15 protein-coding genes are annotated in these 16,774 nt (G+C 34.2%); 8 read left to right on the top strand and 7 right to left on the bottom strand.

The window, feature by feature from the left end; translation table 11 throughout:
• Positions 1–133: 133 nt before the first annotated feature.
• The 4 genes from H0V01_14850 to H0V01_14835 all read left to right on the top strand — a co-directional run bounded on the left by H0V01_14850 (position 134) and on the right by H0V01_14835 (position 5,673).
• Complete coding sequence (locus H0V01_14850; protein ID MBA2584649.1) at positions 134–2,758, top strand: gliding motility-associated C-terminal domain-containing protein; 2,625 nt, start codon at positions 134–136, stop codon at positions 2,756–2,758.
• Positions 2,758–3,345, top strand: coding sequence for a riboflavin synthase (locus tag H0V01_14845; protein MBA2584648.1), 588 nt, complete (start codon positions 2,758–2,760; stop codon positions 3,343–3,345). Before H0V01_14850 ends, H0V01_14845 begins: the two co-directional genes overlap by 1 nt.
• Before the next feature lie 201 nt (positions 3,346–3,546).
• The gene (locus H0V01_14840) at positions 3,547–4,032 is read left to right on the top strand and encodes a dCMP deaminase family protein (protein MBA2584647.1); all 486 of its coding nucleotides are present in this window, start codon (positions 3,547–3,549) and stop codon (positions 4,030–4,032) included.
• Positions 4,033–4,041: 9 nt separating this feature from the next.
• Positions 4,042–5,673: a S41 family peptidase gene (locus H0V01_14835; protein ID MBA2584646.1), complete on the top strand. Its 1,632-nt coding sequence runs from the start codon at positions 4,042–4,044 to the stop codon at positions 5,671–5,673.
• Positions 5,674–5,868: 195 nt separating this feature from the next.
• Here H0V01_14835 and H0V01_14830 read toward each other — a convergent pair whose 3' ends face one another.
• The 5 genes from H0V01_14830 to H0V01_14810 form a co-directional block, all read right to left on the bottom strand.
• Positions 5,869–6,081 (bottom strand): hypothetical protein, encoded by a 213-nt coding sequence (locus H0V01_14830; protein ID MBA2584645.1) that lies wholly within the window; start codon positions 6,079–6,081, stop codon positions 5,869–5,871.
• Between the two features lie 88 nt (positions 6,082–6,169).
• Positions 6,170–6,595, bottom strand: a complete 426-nt coding sequence (locus H0V01_14825; GenBank protein MBA2584644.1) for a transcriptional repressor — start codon at positions 6,593–6,595, stop codon at positions 6,170–6,172.
• Between the two features lie 17 nt (positions 6,596–6,612).
• The gene (locus H0V01_14820; protein MBA2584643.1) at positions 6,613–7,062 is read right to left on the bottom strand and encodes a hypothetical protein; all 450 of its coding nucleotides are present in this window, start codon (positions 7,060–7,062) and stop codon (positions 6,613–6,615) included.
• Positions 7,063–7,139: 77 nt separating this feature from the next.
• The gene (locus H0V01_14815; GenBank protein ID MBA2584642.1) at positions 7,140–8,324 is read right to left on the bottom strand and encodes an FtsX-like permease family protein; all 1,185 of its coding nucleotides are present in this window, start codon (positions 8,322–8,324) and stop codon (positions 7,140–7,142) included.
• Positions 8,321–8,965 carry an ATP-binding cassette domain-containing protein gene (locus tag H0V01_14810; GenBank protein MBA2584641.1) on the bottom strand — a complete coding sequence of 215 codons (645 nt, stop codon included), beginning with the start codon at positions 8,963–8,965 and terminating at the stop codon, positions 8,321–8,323. Before H0V01_14810 ends, H0V01_14815 begins: the two co-directional genes overlap by 4 nt.
• 472 nt (positions 8,966–9,437) lie before the next feature.
• On the opposite strand from H0V01_14810, the gene H0V01_14805 reads away from it, so the two are divergent.
• The 3 genes from H0V01_14805 to H0V01_14795 all read left to right on the top strand — a co-directional run bounded on the left by H0V01_14805 (position 9,438) and on the right by H0V01_14795 (position 11,038).
• The gene (locus tag H0V01_14805) at positions 9,438–9,812 is read left to right on the top strand and encodes a MerC domain-containing protein (GenBank protein MBA2584640.1); all 375 of its coding nucleotides are present in this window, start codon (positions 9,438–9,440) and stop codon (positions 9,810–9,812) included.
• A 162-nt stretch (positions 9,813–9,974) separates the two neighbouring features.
• Complete coding sequence (locus H0V01_14800; GenBank protein MBA2584639.1) at positions 9,975–10,580, top strand: superoxide dismutase; 606 nt, start codon at positions 9,975–9,977, stop codon at positions 10,578–10,580.
• A gap of 77 nt (positions 10,581–10,657) precedes the next feature.
• The gene (locus H0V01_14795; GenBank protein MBA2584638.1) at positions 10,658–11,038 is read left to right on the top strand and encodes a TM2 domain-containing protein; all 381 of its coding nucleotides are present in this window, start codon (positions 10,658–10,660) and stop codon (positions 11,036–11,038) included.
• A 15-nt stretch (positions 11,039–11,053) separates the two neighbouring features.
• Here H0V01_14795 and H0V01_14790 read toward each other — a convergent pair whose 3' ends face one another.
• Entirely contained in the window at positions 11,054–14,755 is a 3,702-nt protein-coding gene (locus H0V01_14790) for a GHKL domain-containing protein (protein MBA2584637.1), read from the bottom strand.
• A 93-nt stretch (positions 14,756–14,848) separates the two neighbouring features.
• Between H0V01_14790 and H0V01_14785 the strand changes: the two genes are divergently transcribed.
• Entirely contained in the window at positions 14,849–15,496 is a 648-nt protein-coding gene (locus H0V01_14785; protein MBA2584636.1) for a hypothetical protein, read from the top strand.
• Positions 15,497–15,875: 379 nt separating this feature from the next.
• On the opposite strand, the gene H0V01_14780 is transcribed toward H0V01_14785, so the two are convergent.
• On the bottom strand, positions 15,876–16,760 hold the full coding sequence (locus H0V01_14780) for an ethanolamine ammonia-lyase reactivating factor EutA (protein ID MBA2584635.1): 885 nt from the start codon (positions 16,758–16,760) through the stop codon (positions 15,876–15,878).
• Between the last annotated feature and the right edge of the window lie 14 nt (positions 16,761–16,774).

Below are 16,774 nucleotides of genomic sequence, written 5' to 3'. Positions count from 1 at the left end.
GATCACTAAAGGGGATGAGTTAAAAAAGAAGTGTAAGGGATTCTTTATTTATCAATTTGTACTTCATCATTAAATTAATAAAAAAAATCAAATATTTTTCGTATATTAGAGTTAATGTTTCAACAATATTGTGATGAAAAAGGTTTTAACTTTTCTTTTCTTATTTACCTTATCTGTTTATTCGGCTTTTGCAACGCATAATAGAGCCGGAGAAATTACCTATAAACACATTTCAGGATTAAATTACGAGGTTACCATAACAACTTATACTAAAGAATCTTCTACGGCTGCAGATCGTACGGAACTGGAAATTGCCTGGGGTGATGGACTAACAGATATTCTGCAAAGGGACAATGGCAATGGAGTTCTCCTTGGCAATGACATAAAAATGAACAAATACATTGGCACTCATGTATATCCAGGTCCCGGACAATACATTATTTCCATGTTGGATCCAAACAGGAACAGTGAAATTGTTAATATGATTGGTTCTGTAAACCTTGCTTTTTACATAGAATCAACTTTAATTATAAGCCCTTTCGGTTCAGGATCCTACAACAACTCCCCGCTGCTATTAAATCCTCCTGTTGACAATGCTTGTTTGAATCGTTTTTTTATTCATAATGCAGGGGCAACTGACCCCGATGGAGACAGTTTGTCTTATGAATTAATAGACGTAAGGCAAGATGCGGGAGTAGTGGTAACAGGTTATTATATTCCTCCAAACGTATCCATTAATGCAGTTACCGGTGATCTTGTCTGGAATGTTCCTGGTGTAATCGGTGAATTTAACTTTGCTTTTATAATAAAGGAATGGAGGAAAAATGGCAACAGTGTCAAGTTAATCGGTTCGGTTGTAAGGGATCTTCAGGTAAATGTTAGCCCATGCAATAACAATCCACCTGTAATTTCTTCTTTAATAGACACTTGTGTTAATGCCAATACTTTTTTGGAATACAATATCTCAGCAACTGATTCTGATGGAAATACCGTAACCTTAGAGGCTACTGGAGGACCTTTTATAGTTCAAAACCCAGCCCAATTTCAACAGGGGGTTACAAATACAGGCAATGTTTCTGCTAACCTAACCTGGCAGGTAAAGTGCAGCCATGTCAGAAATGCTCCATATACAGTATTGGTTAAGGCCTTTGATAATGGAGTACCGAGCTTATCCGATTATAAATCATTTAATATCAAAGTAGTTGGCCCCTCACCAAAAAACCCTTCTGCCGGGCCTTCAGGAAATAACATTCTTGTAAATTGGGATGTGAGTATTTGTAGTGAAGTAACAAGCTATAAAATATATAGGAGGACAGGAAGTTATGGGTTTATTCCAAGTCATTGCGAATTAGGTGTTCCTTTTTATACCGGATTTTCACTCGTTGCAACAGTACAGGGTCATGCTAATAACTCCTATCTTGACCCTAACCTTGTTCATGGACAGCAATACTGCTATATGATAGTAGCCGTATTTCCTGATGGTGCTGAAAGTTATGCATCTGAAGAAGTTTGTTCGGAACTCAAAAAGAATGTTCCAATTATGACTAATGTTAGTGTGGAGCAAACTGCATTAAATGGTCGTATTTATACTGCCTGGTCTGCTCCTGATGAAGTTGATACAATCCAACATCCCGGACCCTACCGCTATTTGATTCACCGATCAGAAGGGATGTCTGGTTCTAACTATCAATTAATTGATTCCACAGCCCTTAGCACAAATTTTTATGACACCATTTATACGGACATAAAAGTAAACACTTTTGCAAATCCAAATAACTATAAAGTGGAGCTTGTAAACAGGAATTTATCGCCTAATGGGTTTTACCAAATTGGCTACACTCATCCTGCTGCAAGTGTTTGGCTTGAGGTTACTCCAGTTTCTACAGGAAATGCCTTAAATTTAAGTTGGCAAGTTAATGTTCCCTGGCTAAATTATAGCTATGATATATTTAAATACAATGAAAGCTCTTTGTCTTTTGATTCTATTGGCACAACTACCGCAACAAGTTATATCGATACTGGTTTAATTAACAATAGATCATATTGTTATTATATCAAATCAAGGGGTGAATATTCTATTGATGGCATAAATAAGCCCTTAATAAATTTATCTCAGGAAAATTGCGGACAACCCAAGGACACTGAACCTCCTTGTTCTCCCGCATACACAGTTATTGGTGATTGTGATCTTATAAAAAACACATTGAATTGGAAATTAATTGAAGGAGATTGTTTAAATGACGCTGTTTCCTATACAGTTTATTTTAAGCCCTTTTTAGAGGGACCTTTTGAGAAAATAAAAACAATAGAAGGAAATATTCCCGTTGAATTTATTCATGAAAGGTCAAACAGTATTGCTGGTTGTTATTTTATTACTGCCACAGATGAGTACAACAATGAAAGCCAGTATATCGATTCAATTTGTGTAGACAATTGCCCTGTGTATGAACTTCCGAATGTTTTCTCCCCGGACGGTGATAATATAAACGATTATTTTCAGCCCTTTCCTTATCGATTTGTGGAATCAATCGATTTAAAAATCATGAACCGTTGGGGGCAGTTGATGTTTGAAACCAATAAACCAGGAATTAACTGGAACGGAGTAAACGTTACTACCAATAAGCCTTGTTCTGAGGGCGTATATTATTACATTTGCACAGTTAACGAAATTAGGTTAAGCGGCATTGAACCCCGTGTATTAAAAGGCTTTTTTCATCTTTTCAGGAATGCCAATGTCATCCCACAAACACAAGATTAATGTTTACAGGAATTATTGAGCAATTAGCCAAAGTTGCAAATTTAGAACAAGCCGGGTCAAATCTTCATTTAACTTTTAATGCTCCATTCACAAATGAACTGGAGATCGACCAAAGCATTGCCCACAATGGCGTTTGTCTTACTGTTGTTGAAATACACAAGGATACGTATACAGTTACTGCTATAAAAGAGACTTTATCAAAAACAAATTTGGGGCATTTAAAAAAAGGTGATTTTGTTAACCTGGAAAGGTGTCTTAAACTAAATGATAGGCTTGATGGACATATTGTACAAGGACATGTTGATTTAACTGCCAGATGTACTCAAATAAAAGAAGAAAACGGAAGTTGGATGTTCTTTTTTGAATATGATCCTGAAAAAGGAAATATTACTGTAACCAAAGGTTCTGTATGTGTAAATGGGGTAAGCTTAACTGTTGTTAATTCAGAAAAAGGATTGTTTTCAGTTGCAATAATCCCTTATACCTTTGAACACACCAACTTTCATACGCTTAAAGCAGGTGATTATGTTAACATTGAGTTTGACATTATTGGTAAATACATTGCCAAATTAATTGAAAATAAATAGTATTCAATTTAAATACAGGAGAATTTACTGTTTATAGGCAAGTTATATACAAACTGTTTTCTTTTCAGAACAATTTTTGCTAAGGCATGAATTTTCATTCTTTACATGGATGTTAATAACAAACAATTGGTTATTATTTTCTTGTGAATACTGGCCATGAGTTGCAATGTTTTTCGATCTTTGTGAATTAACACATTTAAAATGCATTCCATAAAAAAAGATATAAAACCAAGTTTTGATGACATTTACATGGATCTGGCAGAAAACCTTGCCCGAAGATCACATTGTGTAAAAATGAAAGTTGGGGCAGTAATAACTAAAGATACACGTATAGTTTCCCTAGGATATAATGGTCCGCCTGCAGGAACTCATAATTGCGATGAAGTATGGCCTGGAGTGGGATGTCCAAGAAGTGAAAGAGGAGGTTGCTCACTTGCCCTTCATGCGGAAGAAAATGCCATATTGTATGCCGCAAAAAACAAGGTTTCACTTGAGGGAGGAACATTGTACGTAACACTTTCTCCTTGTCTTGCTTGTGCCAGGATTATCTTTACTATGGGTATTAAAAAAGTTTTTTATCTGAATTCCTATGCTGCTTATAAAGGAATAGAAATTGATGAGGGATTAGTATTCCTTCAGAAATTTGGAGTTGAAATAGCAAAATATTGCAGAATTAAAAACGTTTGAGATTTTATTATGGAGAAAAGGGGATTGCCGGCATTTTTGCCATTGATATTTGCATTGCTTGTAATACTAGGGATTTGGATTGGTTTGAAATTGGATTATGTTACAGAAGGAAGGCAACTTTTTGCTATGCCATCCAAAAATTTCAATAAACTAAATGAACTCATAAATTTTATTGAACAAGAATATGTGGACGAAGTGAGTAAGGAGGAGTTGGTTGAAAAAGCAATTAACAGTTTACTTGAAGGTCTTGACCCCCACTCCAATTACATTTCACCAAAAGAATTAGCTGCACACAATGATCCTCTGGAGGGCAACTTTGAAGGTATTGGTATAGAATTCAGTGTGCAAAAGGATACCGTTACCGTAATTACTCCCATTGCCGGAGGGCCTTCCGAAGCTGCAGGAATTATTGCAGGAGACCGTTTTATTAAAGTTGATGGAGTAACAATTGCCGGAATAAATATTGCAAATGAAGATATTGTTTCCAAATTAAAAGGCAGGAAAGGAACAATGGTTACCATAAGTGTTTTAAGAAGATCAAGTGAAAAGCTCATCGATTTTAATGTTAAAAGAGCAACCATTCCAATTAAAAGTGTTGAAGTTTCTTATATGGTAAACAAAACCACAGGGTATGTAAAAATCAGCAGATTTTCTAAAAACACACACTCGGAATTTTTAGATCATGCACTAAAATTAAAGAGTATGGGAATGGAAAATTTAATTATGGATTTGAGAGCAAATGGTGGTGGATACTTAAATTCAGCAATAAAACTGGCAGATGAATTTCTTGAAAAAGAACAGTTAATCGTTTATACCGAAGGGAAAGCGCGCCCAAGAACCACTTATTATGCTACAAAAGAAGGGAACTTCAAAAACACTGGATTGGCAATATTGGTAGATGAAAATTCTGCATCTGCCAGTGAAATTTTAGCAGGAGCAATTCAGGATAATGACAAAGGAGTTATCATTGGCAGAAGAACCTTTGGAAAAGGATTAGTTCAAGAACAGGTTTTATGGCCTGATAAGTCCGCTATCCGACTTACTATTGCAAGATATTATACTCCCACCGGCAGAAGCATACAGAAAACCTATAGCAATGGAAAGCAAGATTATTATAAGGAAACTTATGGCAGGTTTGAAAGAGGTGAATTAATGGAAAAAGATAGTATTCACTTCCCTGACTCACTAAAGTACTACACCTCCGCAGGACGAATAGTATACGGGGGTGGTGGCATTATGCCTGATTATTTCATACCTCTTGATACAACAGAGGCTTCTTTGTTTTTAACTGAATTATTTCAGCTAAGCCTGGTGAGTCAGTTTGCTTTTGAATATGTTGATTCTAACAGGGAAAGAATGAAGCAGTACAGAAATTTTGAACACTTCAACAAAACCTTTAGTATATCTGAAAAGCTTTTTAATGAGTTTTTGGATTTTACCGAAAAAAATGGAGTTAAAACTGATTTCACAGGTTTGAAAAAATCAGGAAAATTAATTCGGACAAGATTAAAAGCACATATTGCCAGGCAGCAATGGAAAAACGAAGGCTTTTATCCTATTATTAATGATTTAGACCATACATTCCAAAAAGCTTTATCCGTTCTCTCAAATAAAGGAGTATTGGCTGAACAGCCAAAATAATATCCTTTTTGGGGTTTCAAAAAACAGCTTGTGAATTTTTACAAAAACAGCAATAAATTCTCTTTTGTCAAACCTTTAATGCTAAATTATTAGTTGAATTCTTCAGCTAATCAAACCCTGATTTTAAGAGTAAATGCTATAAAAAAATAAAGGAAGCCTTTTGGGCTTCCTTTATAAAATACTGATTAAAAAGAATTAATTAGCTTTTGTTTCTTCAGTTGCTTCAACAGCTGGCTCTTCAGCAACTTCTTCAACAACTTCTTCCATTTCAGTTTCTAATTCCTGAAATAAAGCATCAACTTCAGCTTGTGCTTCAGCTTCTGCTTTTGCTTTTTCTTCTGCAGATGGTCCGCAAGCTACTAAAGAAAACATAGCAGCAGCTGCAAATAATGTTAAAAACTTTTTCATTTTTGTGTGATTTTATTGGTTAATATTATTTTAAAGGAAACAAAGGTACAATTAATCATCCTAATAATCAATACAATATTGTATTTTTTTATTTTTTACAGCTTTTACATATGCCTTCGGCCAATAAACTAAGTTTTTGCAATTGAAAACCTTCCGGAATTTTTATTTCAGGTATTTTGCAATTTTCAATACATATGGTTTTTTGACATTTCGAGCAACTAAAGTGTAAATGACTGTCATTATGAATTTCGGAAGTGCAATCATGTGCACATAAAGCATATTTTGCAGTGCCTTCACTATCAATAACTTTATGAATCATTCCTTTTCCCTCAAAAGAGTTAAAGGTGCGGTAAATGGTTACTCTATCAAATTCAGTTTTTAACCCATTTACAATGTCCTGGTGAGAAAGTGCATGGGCCGTGTTAAGAAATAAATTTAATATACTCTTTCTACAAGGAGTTTTTTGCAATTTGTATTTTTCTAAAAGCTTTGTAATTTCTATTGTTTTTTCCATTAATTTATAACTTGAATTTATTCTGATACTAAAGCTTGTTGTAAAACAACCGGACAGGCAAAAGCAGCATTTACATTGTAAAGCTTCAATGTGCCTTTTACGTTTACTATGTTTTCAGTATAACGAACTGGTTTTTTTGTATTTACCTCAACCATCATTGGTATGCCATTCTTCCCACAATAAAAACATTGATTAATTGGGAGTACCGAAAGCAAAAAAGAGGAATGTTCAACTCCTTCCTTTATAGGAACAATGTAACCTTTAAGTGTTACTACCTTTCCATCCAAAGCTTTTAACTTTTCTTCAAATATCGGATAATATTCATAATCATCCACTACCCTGTGTTTAATACCTGCTATTTTATCCCATACTTCTGAAGTAATTCGATTGTGAATTATTTCATGTTCCTGTGCTTGAACAAGCGAGAAAAACGATAAAAAGATAACAGTCCAAAGTATTTTTTTCATTTCTCTACTCAAATCCTGAATTTAATTAAATCTATTAATTTCTAATTACCATGCATTAGCAATTATTCCAAAAAGCCTTAAACTTTAGCCAATATTGTTGAAATATTTGTACGGTATGCCTGCATTGCAGGTATTACAGAGGCGGCAATTCCAACAATTATTCCAAATGCTAAAACCATTAATTCTTGAGGAATAAAAACAATTCCTGTTAATGAAATACTACTAAGCGACAGGAAAATTCCGGCCCCCTGTAATATTAAATGTGATAAAAGTAAACCTAAGCTAGTGCCAATTGATGTAATTATAATTCCTTCTGAAAGAATTAATAAAAATATTTTGGAAGCGCTTGCTCCCATTGTTCTTAATATTGCGATTTCAGTCTTTCTTTCAGATAACGAAGAATAAAGAACAATAAATACACTAAAACCGGCAAGCAGTATAATTAAAACGCCAAAAGCCTTAATAAGATCAAAACCTGATCCAATTAATGCATACAATCGTGCGGTTTCAAGAGCAGGGGATGCAGCCTGCAAAGCACCAATATTATTTACTGTTTGCGGGAAAATGGCAACCGCAAGGGGTGTTTTATATTTAATCAGCAATGCTGTTATTTCTCTTTCTTCAGTGGATTGAATGTTTTGTTGATCCGAATGCTCATGCAAATGCCATATTGTTTCCAGAGCGGTTAGAATTATATTATCAGATGCCGTACCACTTGGTTTTAAAACTCCGGTTAATTTGAATTTATCTGCATGTACATTTCCCCCGGGTGTTAACCCATGTGAGGAATAAAAAACATCACCCGTTTTCAAATTCAAAACCCTTGCAGCATTTGATCCCGCAATTGCTTCAAATTCTTTTTTCCATATTACTCCCTCCGCTAAGGGTAGATCATAAAATTTCAGGTAATTGTGATTTGTACCAATAATTCTGAATCCATTGTAACTATCTCCCATTGCAAGAGGCACTGAATTTTGCACGTAGGGGTGCTCAATAAGTTGCTGTACTTCTTTTAAATTAATATTTCCGGTTGGAAAATCAATGTGGTAAATTCCTGATAATATTAATTGTAAGGGACTTCCTTTTGCCCCTATTACCAAATCAACTTTTCCTGCATGATTTTCAAGCTTTTCTTTTATTTGAAAATCTACAAGCAGTATTATATTGATTATTGCCAAACCACTTGCCAATAAAATAACATTTAACGTTTTTTTTCCTCCTTGGGAAACTATATTCTTCCAGGCAATTGAAATAAGGTTCATAGCGTTTTTTGCATTTCCAAATGGATTCCTTTTTCAAAGCAAGCTTTCAACCTGTTATCATGACTTGTTACCAAAAGGGAAGCATTGATTCCTTTTGCCGTTTGCTGAAGCAGCTTTATAACAGAAAAGCAGTTTTCATCATCAAGGCTGGAGGTTGGTTCATCTGCAAGAATTATTTCTGGACAGTTAATTACTGCACGGGCAACAGAAACCCTTTGAGCTTGTCCATGGCTTAATTCAAAAGGTCTTTTATCTTTTAATTCTTCTATATTTAAAGCTCTTAATTGAAGTAAGGCTTTTGCATTATCTACTTTTTTACCTGAGAAATACAATGCCGCTAAAATGTTTTCTATTACTGTTAGGCTTTTGATTAGGTAAGGTCTTTGAAAAACTATTCCAATGTTTTTTCCCCTATATGAGTCAAGTTTTCTGGGACTAAGTTTGTAAATAGATGTAGTTTCCATTATTACCTCTCCAAAGGTTGGTTTTAATAATCCTCCGGTTATATGAAGCAAAGAAGTTTTTCCACTGCCTGATTTCCCAGTTATTAAAACCTGGTCTCCAGAATCAATTCGGGTATCACTAAATTCAATGCTTGCTGAATTAGCGTATTGATGCTTAAGAGAGCGGAATTCAATCATTTATTTTTACTTAAGGTGACAAATATAACAAATACAAAAAAGGCTTTGTTGATATTATCCGATTAATTCAATTTGGATTCATATTAAGTCATTTTTTTCTTTGCGTCTTTTCTAATTATTCTTTCTTTGTGAGGGAAAAAAGCAGAATTGAAATTTAATCCAAAGAATGCAGGGTTTTTTCGCAAGGAGTAATAGTTGATTTGAAATTACTAATACAAATTCCGGTTTTAAAATTGTTCTCCGTTTATTCTTCAGGACCTTTGAATTTAACTCTTGAAATAGAACTTCAATAAAAGAAAAATATTTTTGTTCTTTGCTCCTTAAATTCTATTATTCTGCTTAAATAATTAAAAACGATGTTGTTACAAAAAAAATGCCGGAATTTTTTTGAGCTTAATTTGAAAAAAATCAGAAATAAAAGCAGAATAATATTTCTTGCAACAATGTTGCATATTTTTTCTATCTTTGCTTCATGTTGAAAAAAACTCCTAATTCTGACATCATAGGAATATTAAGTTCGGGTTTGTGTCTGGTTCATTGTTTGGCTTTGCCTGCAGCATTTCTATATATAGGCGATAGTAGTGCGGGCCATAGCCATGGCCATGGCGGATTTAATTATGATTACCTGTTTTTGTCCATTGCCATTGTAGCCGTTTTTTTTACTACTAAAAAAACCAGTTCTACTTTCATTAAATTCTCATTATGGATATTCCTTCTTATTTGCACGTTCGCAATAATATTCCATGATTATTCCCCTTTTATTCAATATATCATGTACATTGGCTCAGCAGGATTAATAATTAGCCATGTATTAAATATCCGTTACAACAAACAGCATTGCTGTTAATTTGCAAGTACTGCCTGCTTCTTATTTCCGTATTTTCCAACTAATATTTAGCAGTTCTACCTATTATTCCCTAATGTAATGTAAGCTAATTTGGATTACTCAGGTTATACATGTAATTTTTTCTTACTTTTGAAACCATTGTTTAACCTTTAAATATTATATATAATGGCTTTTGAATTACCAAAACTGCCTTATGCTTATGATGCTCTTGAACCGCATATTGATGCGCGTACAATGGAAATACATCACAGCAAGCATCATCAGGCATATACAACCAATCTAAATAACGCTATTGCAGGTACGCCTGTGGAATCAAAATCTATAGAAGAAATCTTGAAAAATATTTCGACTCAAAGTGCTGCAGTAAGAAATAACGGGGGTGGATTTTACAACCACAATCTTTTTTGGGAAATTTTGGCACCTAATGCAGGTGGCCAACCAATGGGAGAAATTGCCAAGGCAATCAATGAAAGCTTTGGTTCTTTTCAAGAGTTTAAGGATGAATTTGCTAAGGCTGCTACCACACGTTTCGGTTCAGGTTGGGCATGGCTTGTAGTGCAAAATGGAAAACTAGTTATTAGTTCAACTCCTAACCAGGATAATCCTTTAATGGATGTGGCTGATGTAAAAGGCACTCCTGTTTTATGCCTGGATGTATGGGAACATGCATATTACCTTAATTACCAGAATAGAAGACCTGATTATATAGGAGCTTTTTGGAATGTAGTAAATTGGAATGAAGTAAACAGAAGATTTAAAAGCGCTTAATTAAAATTATGCAAAATTATTTTTTGAAATTTTTTGCAGTTCTTTTAATCCAGCTTGTTTTTTTAAAGACGGACTCAATGGCAAAACTTGCTAATGAGCCCGTCTTTTTTATTCTTTCAGATAGCATACCAGAAATAAATTCCCTGGTAAATTCCGAAAAGAAAATAAAGCTTTTCCGTTTTGATTTTAATAATCCGGAACACATAGAAATGTTCCGCTTAAAAACCCAGGAAAATAAAAGAATAACAGCTTTTGGACTTGCCATTTTCCTAGGTCATTTTGGGGTTCACAGGCTTTATTTAGGAACTAAGCCAATCGTTCCAATCACATACGTTCTAACAATGGGTGGTGGATTCGGATTTATTCCTTTAATTGACGCAATAATGATACTAGCTACCAAAGATTTGGGGAAGTTTGAAAACAACTCTAAGTATTTCATGTGGATAGATATGGAGTAAATCCCATGATAATTTTTAATTCAACAAAGGTAGCTTGATATAAAAAACTGTTCCAATCATCTCTTTTGTTTCAAACCATATTTCACCACCTGAATCCTCCACAATATTCTTTACTATTGCAAGTCCAAGTCCTGTTCCATTTGTTTTTGTTGTAAAATTCGGAGTGAATATTTTTTCTTTCTGCTCGGCACTTATTCCTGAGCCATTATCCTTAATAGAAATCAAAACCTTGTTTGCTTTTGATTCCAAATCTATTTTGATTTCAATTTTACCCTGCCGTTCATAAGGAATAGATTGAATTGCATTCTTTATTAGATTATTAAATACTCTTAACAATTGATTTTTATCGGCTTTTACAGTCAATTCAATTTCCGTTAATATTTCCAATTCAATTATGGCCTCTTCTGAGCCTTTAAATAAATTAACCGAACCTTGCACAAGCTCGCTAATATCCAGTGGTTCTGGAATTTGACCAGGCATTTTGGCAAAACTGGAAAATTCATTGGCAATATTTGCAAGTGTATCTATTTGTTCAACTAAAGTTTGTGTAAATCTTTCCAGTTTTTTATCAAAATCCGGGGCTTTGTCTTTTCTGGCCCTTTCTAGGTGCTGCACACTAAGTTTCATTGGTGTTAATGGGTTTTTGATTTCATGGGCCACTTGCTTTGCCATTTCCCTCCAGGCAGATTCCCGTTCAGATTGCGCAAGTCTTTCTGCGCTTTCTGCTATTTTTACTATCATTTGATTGTATTCATTTACCAGGCTGCCAATTTCATCATTGCCTTTCCAGGCAATCAATTCATTTGATTTACCAAGCTTAACATCCCGGAGCTTGGTCCGAATCAATTGAAGAGGCCCTGTTATGAATCCAGATAAAAAAACAGCAATTACAACGGACATCACAAACAACAGAACATATATGTTTATTAATGTTACAAGAAAAAAGGATATTTCCTTTTCCAATTCATTCTGTTTTGCAAAATAAGGCAAATTCAAGTATGCAATCAGCTCCCCATTAGTGTTAAATAAGGGCATATAGGCAGAAATATAGTTCAATTTACCAAGGTTTTCCTCCTGTATAAACTCTGTATTGTTTTCAATCGCCATCCTGAAAAAGGCATTTGTATTCATTTTCCTGCCACTTAGGCCAAGATTAAAAATTTCATTTTGAGAAGAGGCTAATAAATCTCCATTGGGGCTGTACAAATTAATATCAGTATAAAAAACATGGGATAGCTTAACAAGGTGCAGGCTTAAATAATGCTCCATTTCGTTATTTAGCTTAGGTTCCAGGCCAATTTTATCCTCCAATTCATTAATTATAGAACTTATTTTCTCACTAATTAAATTACTGTTTTTCTGATTGTATTGTTTTTGGATGTAATATACCGTTCCAGCTCCAAAAAGAAGTATTGAAAGGATAACAGTTCCAATTAAAACACTTTGAATCCTTGTTTTAAAATCAAACCAAAACAGGGTATAATCTGATGGAGAGTTCTTGAAAAAAAGCACCAAAAGCAAAAGAAGACTAAAAAAGGCAAAAATATAAGAGAAGGCAGTAAGCCTGTGCATGCCATTTCTCGAGGGGAGGCTTAAAATAATGGATGTGGAAGATTCGGGAGAGTACACAAGATGATCGAAACCTTCCTTCTTAAAAAAGTGCAAATCATTCTCCGTTTTTAAATAGGGAGAGGAAAAAATAGTATACTGGTAAGGCCCTGATTTACTTACCAATTTACCATCCTTATACTTAGCAAAAGAATAATTTAAAATATCCGCGCTTTGAACAATTTCAGATGCATCCAATAAAAGTTCGGGATATCCTGTTCCTTCGGGCTTGAATTTTGAATCTATTTCAAGGAAAAGATATTGGGTGTTTTTATTGGGATAATGAGAATGAATTGTAAGTTTAGCAAGATAGCTAACCCTGCCAGAGTTGTTATCAAGAAAATACAAATTGGAACCATTTACCTTTTCTCCTGTTACATTAATCAGGTTTTCAAAAAAGGCGGCACAATTAACCCGTTGCTCCATTGGTGCAACAAACAATGAATCCTGTTCCCTACATACTGTTACTTGCAGGTCATATCTGTCCCAAAAACCATTAAAATAATTTTCTTTTAAGTAAGTGTCCAATTCCTCCCTGTTTTTCCAATATTCAGAAGAAAGTGACTTTGCTTTTTTATCCACACTTATTTTCTCTTCTATTTCCTTGAATAGATATTCTGCAATTGGATCCTTCTCCCGTGCAAGTTTTTGAACTAATACTCGCCTGTTTTCTATTTCCTTAAAAGATGAAAAAGAATTAAATACATGGGAGGCATAAATTGAAAATACTAGAACAATGATTAATACAGTTGAAAAGTTATAAATTTTATTTTGTTTTGTCTTAATCCACCAGATAGTGAATAACACAGGAAGCGGCCAAATTAACAATATCAAATCAAAGGAACCTGACTCCTGGTATGAAAGCAGAGCAAATGGCAAAAAGGCAAATAAAACAAGTTGCGCAATTCTTGTGTTTTTAATCTTCAAAAGTAATAAAACTCCCATGGCCTTATCGCAAAGCAGGTAAAAGGCAAACAACAAGAGTGAAGCAATAAAATACCCGGTTAAACTCAAATAATTCAGTTCAAAAATATTGCTTAGGTTAAACAATACATCAGAATGCAAGACAAGGCCGGAAAGCCACATTGTAATTAACAAAGCAAAGGCAAGAACTAGCAATACAACAAGCAAGCCAAGGTAATCTTTTTTAGCAATGCTTAACCTATCGACAAAAGCGCTTTTTAAGGGCATTTTTTGATTTATAAAATAAAACAAATAGCACAGTAAAAGAGCATTAACTAAAAAATCGCCCATTGAGGGGAATGCCCAGGAAGTTGCATAATGCACAGGAGAAAACAAATCAAGGGAATAAATGATTCCAGGAAACTGGGTTTGAATGGTTAAAACACGCCCAACAATCAGTGTAATTGAAAAAAGCAGGAAGTAAAATCCTTGATTTTGTTTAAGTCGCCTTACAATTTCATTCTGAAAAAACAATATAAGAAACAGCACAACAAGTAATACAAGAGTTATTACAAAGTAATTTTTTAGTTGATTAAAATGTATTGCACTGTCATATATTAAGGTAAAAAGAAATTTTCCTTTTGAATCAAATACATGATTTTCTGAGGCGCGCTGGTTAAAATTCAACTGTGTATTCTCTGGCAATGAAAAATCCTTCTGAAAATGATCCTGCAAATATTGGTTTTGGTGCGTATATTCGCTTTTAATTAATGCCAGGCCGGCAACTGTTAAATTCTTTTCTTTTTGGATATTTACCCTGTACCAACCTGTTTGTAATCGAACAATTGTTGCGCTCAGCTCAGATAGGTTAAAAGAATTAAGTACCGGAACAGCATTATGAGACCAAAATGCCATTGAATCATCTTCAAAAACAAAAATGGAGATTCCTTGTTCATTGTATAATTTCTCGAGTTGATCCTTTTCTTGAATAAAAAGCTTTTGGGGCTTAGCGTTTTTAATGAAATTGGCAAAATAAGATACCGTTTTTTCAAGTTCAATATCTTTATTCTGAAGTTCCTTGTTAAATTTACTTGTGCATAATTCTTTTGAATAAAAAGGCAGGGCACTGTTATTTACAACAATAGCTATTATTAAAGAAATCAATGCAAGGAGCAAAAAGCGATAACGGAATAAAAGTATTTTCAACTTAAATTGAGTGATTAATTAATTTTACAAATATAAAAAAACACTTGCCTGAATAATGAATGCAAGATATTATAGTTCTAAAAACCCTTGACATTGACAATACAAACGAAAACAATAGTTTTTTTATTTGGCTTACTCCTATTTCCCGTGGTAATTAAGGCCCAGGAGTCCTTAATGAGTATGTATTTTAAGTTGAGCAGTCCTGAAAAATTCTGGGTTATTAAACATCCCTTTATTGCCAAAAAAACCAGCCGTATCACCCACAAAGCGTTAAGGAGTGTAGAAACAATTGCTTCTGAATTTCCAATTGATAATGATTTAATGGGTGGCCAGGCAGATGCGTTTAAACACTCCTATTGGATGGCGCTTTTAGCCCAATCCATTTCTGCTAAAAAGGCACGCCAATTAGGAGAAGCCCATGAAAAGGCAAATTACATTCAATATCAAAAAGGGATACTAGAAGATGGTTCATTACCTGATAAGGCTTCTTTTGAAATGGATATCTGGAACAACAAGGTAGGAATTTACTTAGGTAAACAGTATAAGCAGCTAAACGAGGAGGAATTAAAAATTAAAGTAATTGAATACCTTTTAAAAGGGGAAATGAAAATTATAAAGAAGGATAAATCCGGAAATTATCTTGATTGCAAAGGAGTTGTTATAGAAAAGGAGTTGTTAAATAAATGGGACAATCCAAAATGTCACACTTGGTCAGATTTTCGAAAAGCCGGGGGTAATTAATCAGGCCACTTAAAAAGCTAAGCCCGAAGGGGTGGCATAAAAATAAACAATCAATAATTTCACCCCTCCAGGGTTGGACGGAATTAAAAATATTAATCTATAATTGCATCATCCCTTCGGGATTAGCTTTTTCAGTGGCCTCTAATTAATCAGGGAGAGTTTCTTCTTGATTAATGTGGGTTGCCATAAGGAAACAATTGAAACAAGCCGTATTATTATGTATTAGGGCTTGTTTTAAAAAAAACCTTGTTCTGTTATTATCGCTTAATTGCTTCCCTAGTGGTATCAAACAAATTTGCCCCTGTTATTGCACCCGGAATTTGGGTTAGCAAGGAAAAAATGTATTAAAGATTATTAAAAAACAATCTTGCTAAAAAAATCATTTCTTCTTTTGAAAATCCTTATAAAGCAAGTTTATAATGCCATCAGAAAGCCCAGTTTGGGGAATAAATATTTTCTTAGTTCCTGCAGTTTTCATTATGGCAATAAAAATAGCGGTTGCTTGTACTATCACATCAGCCCTGTCTGGATTTAATCCAAGTGTTTCAATCCTTTCCTGGTAAGTGAATTTGTTAAGGTATGCATCCAATTCCATGAGTTTTTCAATACTGATGTTTTTTATATCCTTTTTATTTGCCAATTTGGAAAGCTTGTTGATATTCCCTCCTGTTCCAATGGCAATAGTGTTTTTGATATCTTTGGTATGCACTTTAATCCATTTTTTCATCCGGTTGAATTCATCTTTGTTATCCTTTTGCTGAAGCATTCGAATTGTTCCAATATTAAAAGACCGGGAGGCTGTTTTTTTGTTTTTAGAAAAAAGAGTAATTTCACTGCTTCCTCCTCCAACGTCAATATACAAATAGGATTTTTTATCGTTAAATTTATCAGAAAGGTGGGTTGAAAATATTATTTCAGCTTCCACATCTCCCTTAATAATTTCAATATCTATTTCTGCCTCCTTTTTTATTCTTTTTACAACCTGTGGCCCATTTACTGCCTCACGCATCGCTGATGTTGCACATGCCCTAAAAGTCACAACATTATATACCAGCATAAGTTTTTTAAACGCCTGCATGGCAAGCACCAATCTGTCTGCCTTTTCATCAGATATCAGCCCATTTTTAAAAACATCCTCTCCCAGGCGTATGGGAACTCTAATAAGTGATGATTTTTTAATTATTGGAGCTGGTTCTTTTTCATATACATTACAAAAAAGCAATCGAACTGCATTTGAACCAATATCTATTGCGGCAAATACCAAATTAAAAAGGATTA

Source organism: Bacteroidota bacterium (assembly GCA_013696965.1).
GTDB lineage: Bacteria > Bacteroidota > Bacteroidia > JACCXN01 > JACCXN01 > JACCXN01.
The sequence above is the reverse complement of the archived record's forward strand: the minus strand, read 5'-3'. Positions and strand labels throughout refer to the sequence as shown.

Bases quoted from the DNA above. Each gene is read 5' to 3' on its own strand.
- H0V01_14815 (MBA2584642.1), bottom strand. From the start codon at position 8,324: ATGAACCTTATTTCAATTGCCTGGAAGAATATAGTTTCCCAAGGAGGA.
- H0V01_14840 (MBA2584647.1), top strand. From the start codon at position 3,547: ATGCATTCCATAAAAAAAGATATAAAACCAAGTTTTGATGACATTTAC.
- H0V01_14795 (MBA2584638.1), top strand. From the start codon at position 10,658: ATGGCAAAACTTGCTAATGAGCCCGTCTTTTTTATTCTTTCAGATAGC.
- H0V01_14820 (MBA2584643.1), bottom strand. From the start codon at position 7,062: ATGAAAAAAATACTTTGGACTGTTATCTTTTTATCGTTTTTCTCGCTT.
- H0V01_14845 (MBA2584648.1), top strand. From the start codon at position 2,758: ATGTTTACAGGAATTATTGAGCAATTAGCCAAAGTTGCAAATTTAGAA.
- H0V01_14835 (MBA2584646.1), top strand. From the start codon at position 4,042: ATGGAGAAAAGGGGATTGCCGGCATTTTTGCCATTGATATTTGCATTG.
- H0V01_14805 (MBA2584640.1), top strand. From the start codon at position 9,438: ATGTTGAAAAAAACTCCTAATTCTGACATCATAGGAATATTAAGTTCG.
- H0V01_14825 (MBA2584644.1), bottom strand. From the start codon at position 6,595: ATGGAAAAAACAATAGAAATTACAAAGCTTTTAGAAAAATACAAATTG.
- H0V01_14850 (MBA2584649.1), top strand. From the start codon at position 134: ATGAAAAAGGTTTTAACTTTTCTTTTCTTATTTACCTTATCTGTTTAT.
- H0V01_14830 (MBA2584645.1), bottom strand. From the start codon at position 6,081: ATGAAAAAGTTTTTAACATTATTTGCAGCTGCTGCTATGTTTTCTTTA.
- H0V01_14810 (MBA2584641.1), bottom strand. From the start codon at position 8,965: ATGATTGAATTCCGCTCTCTTAAGCATCAATACGCTAATTCAGCAAGC.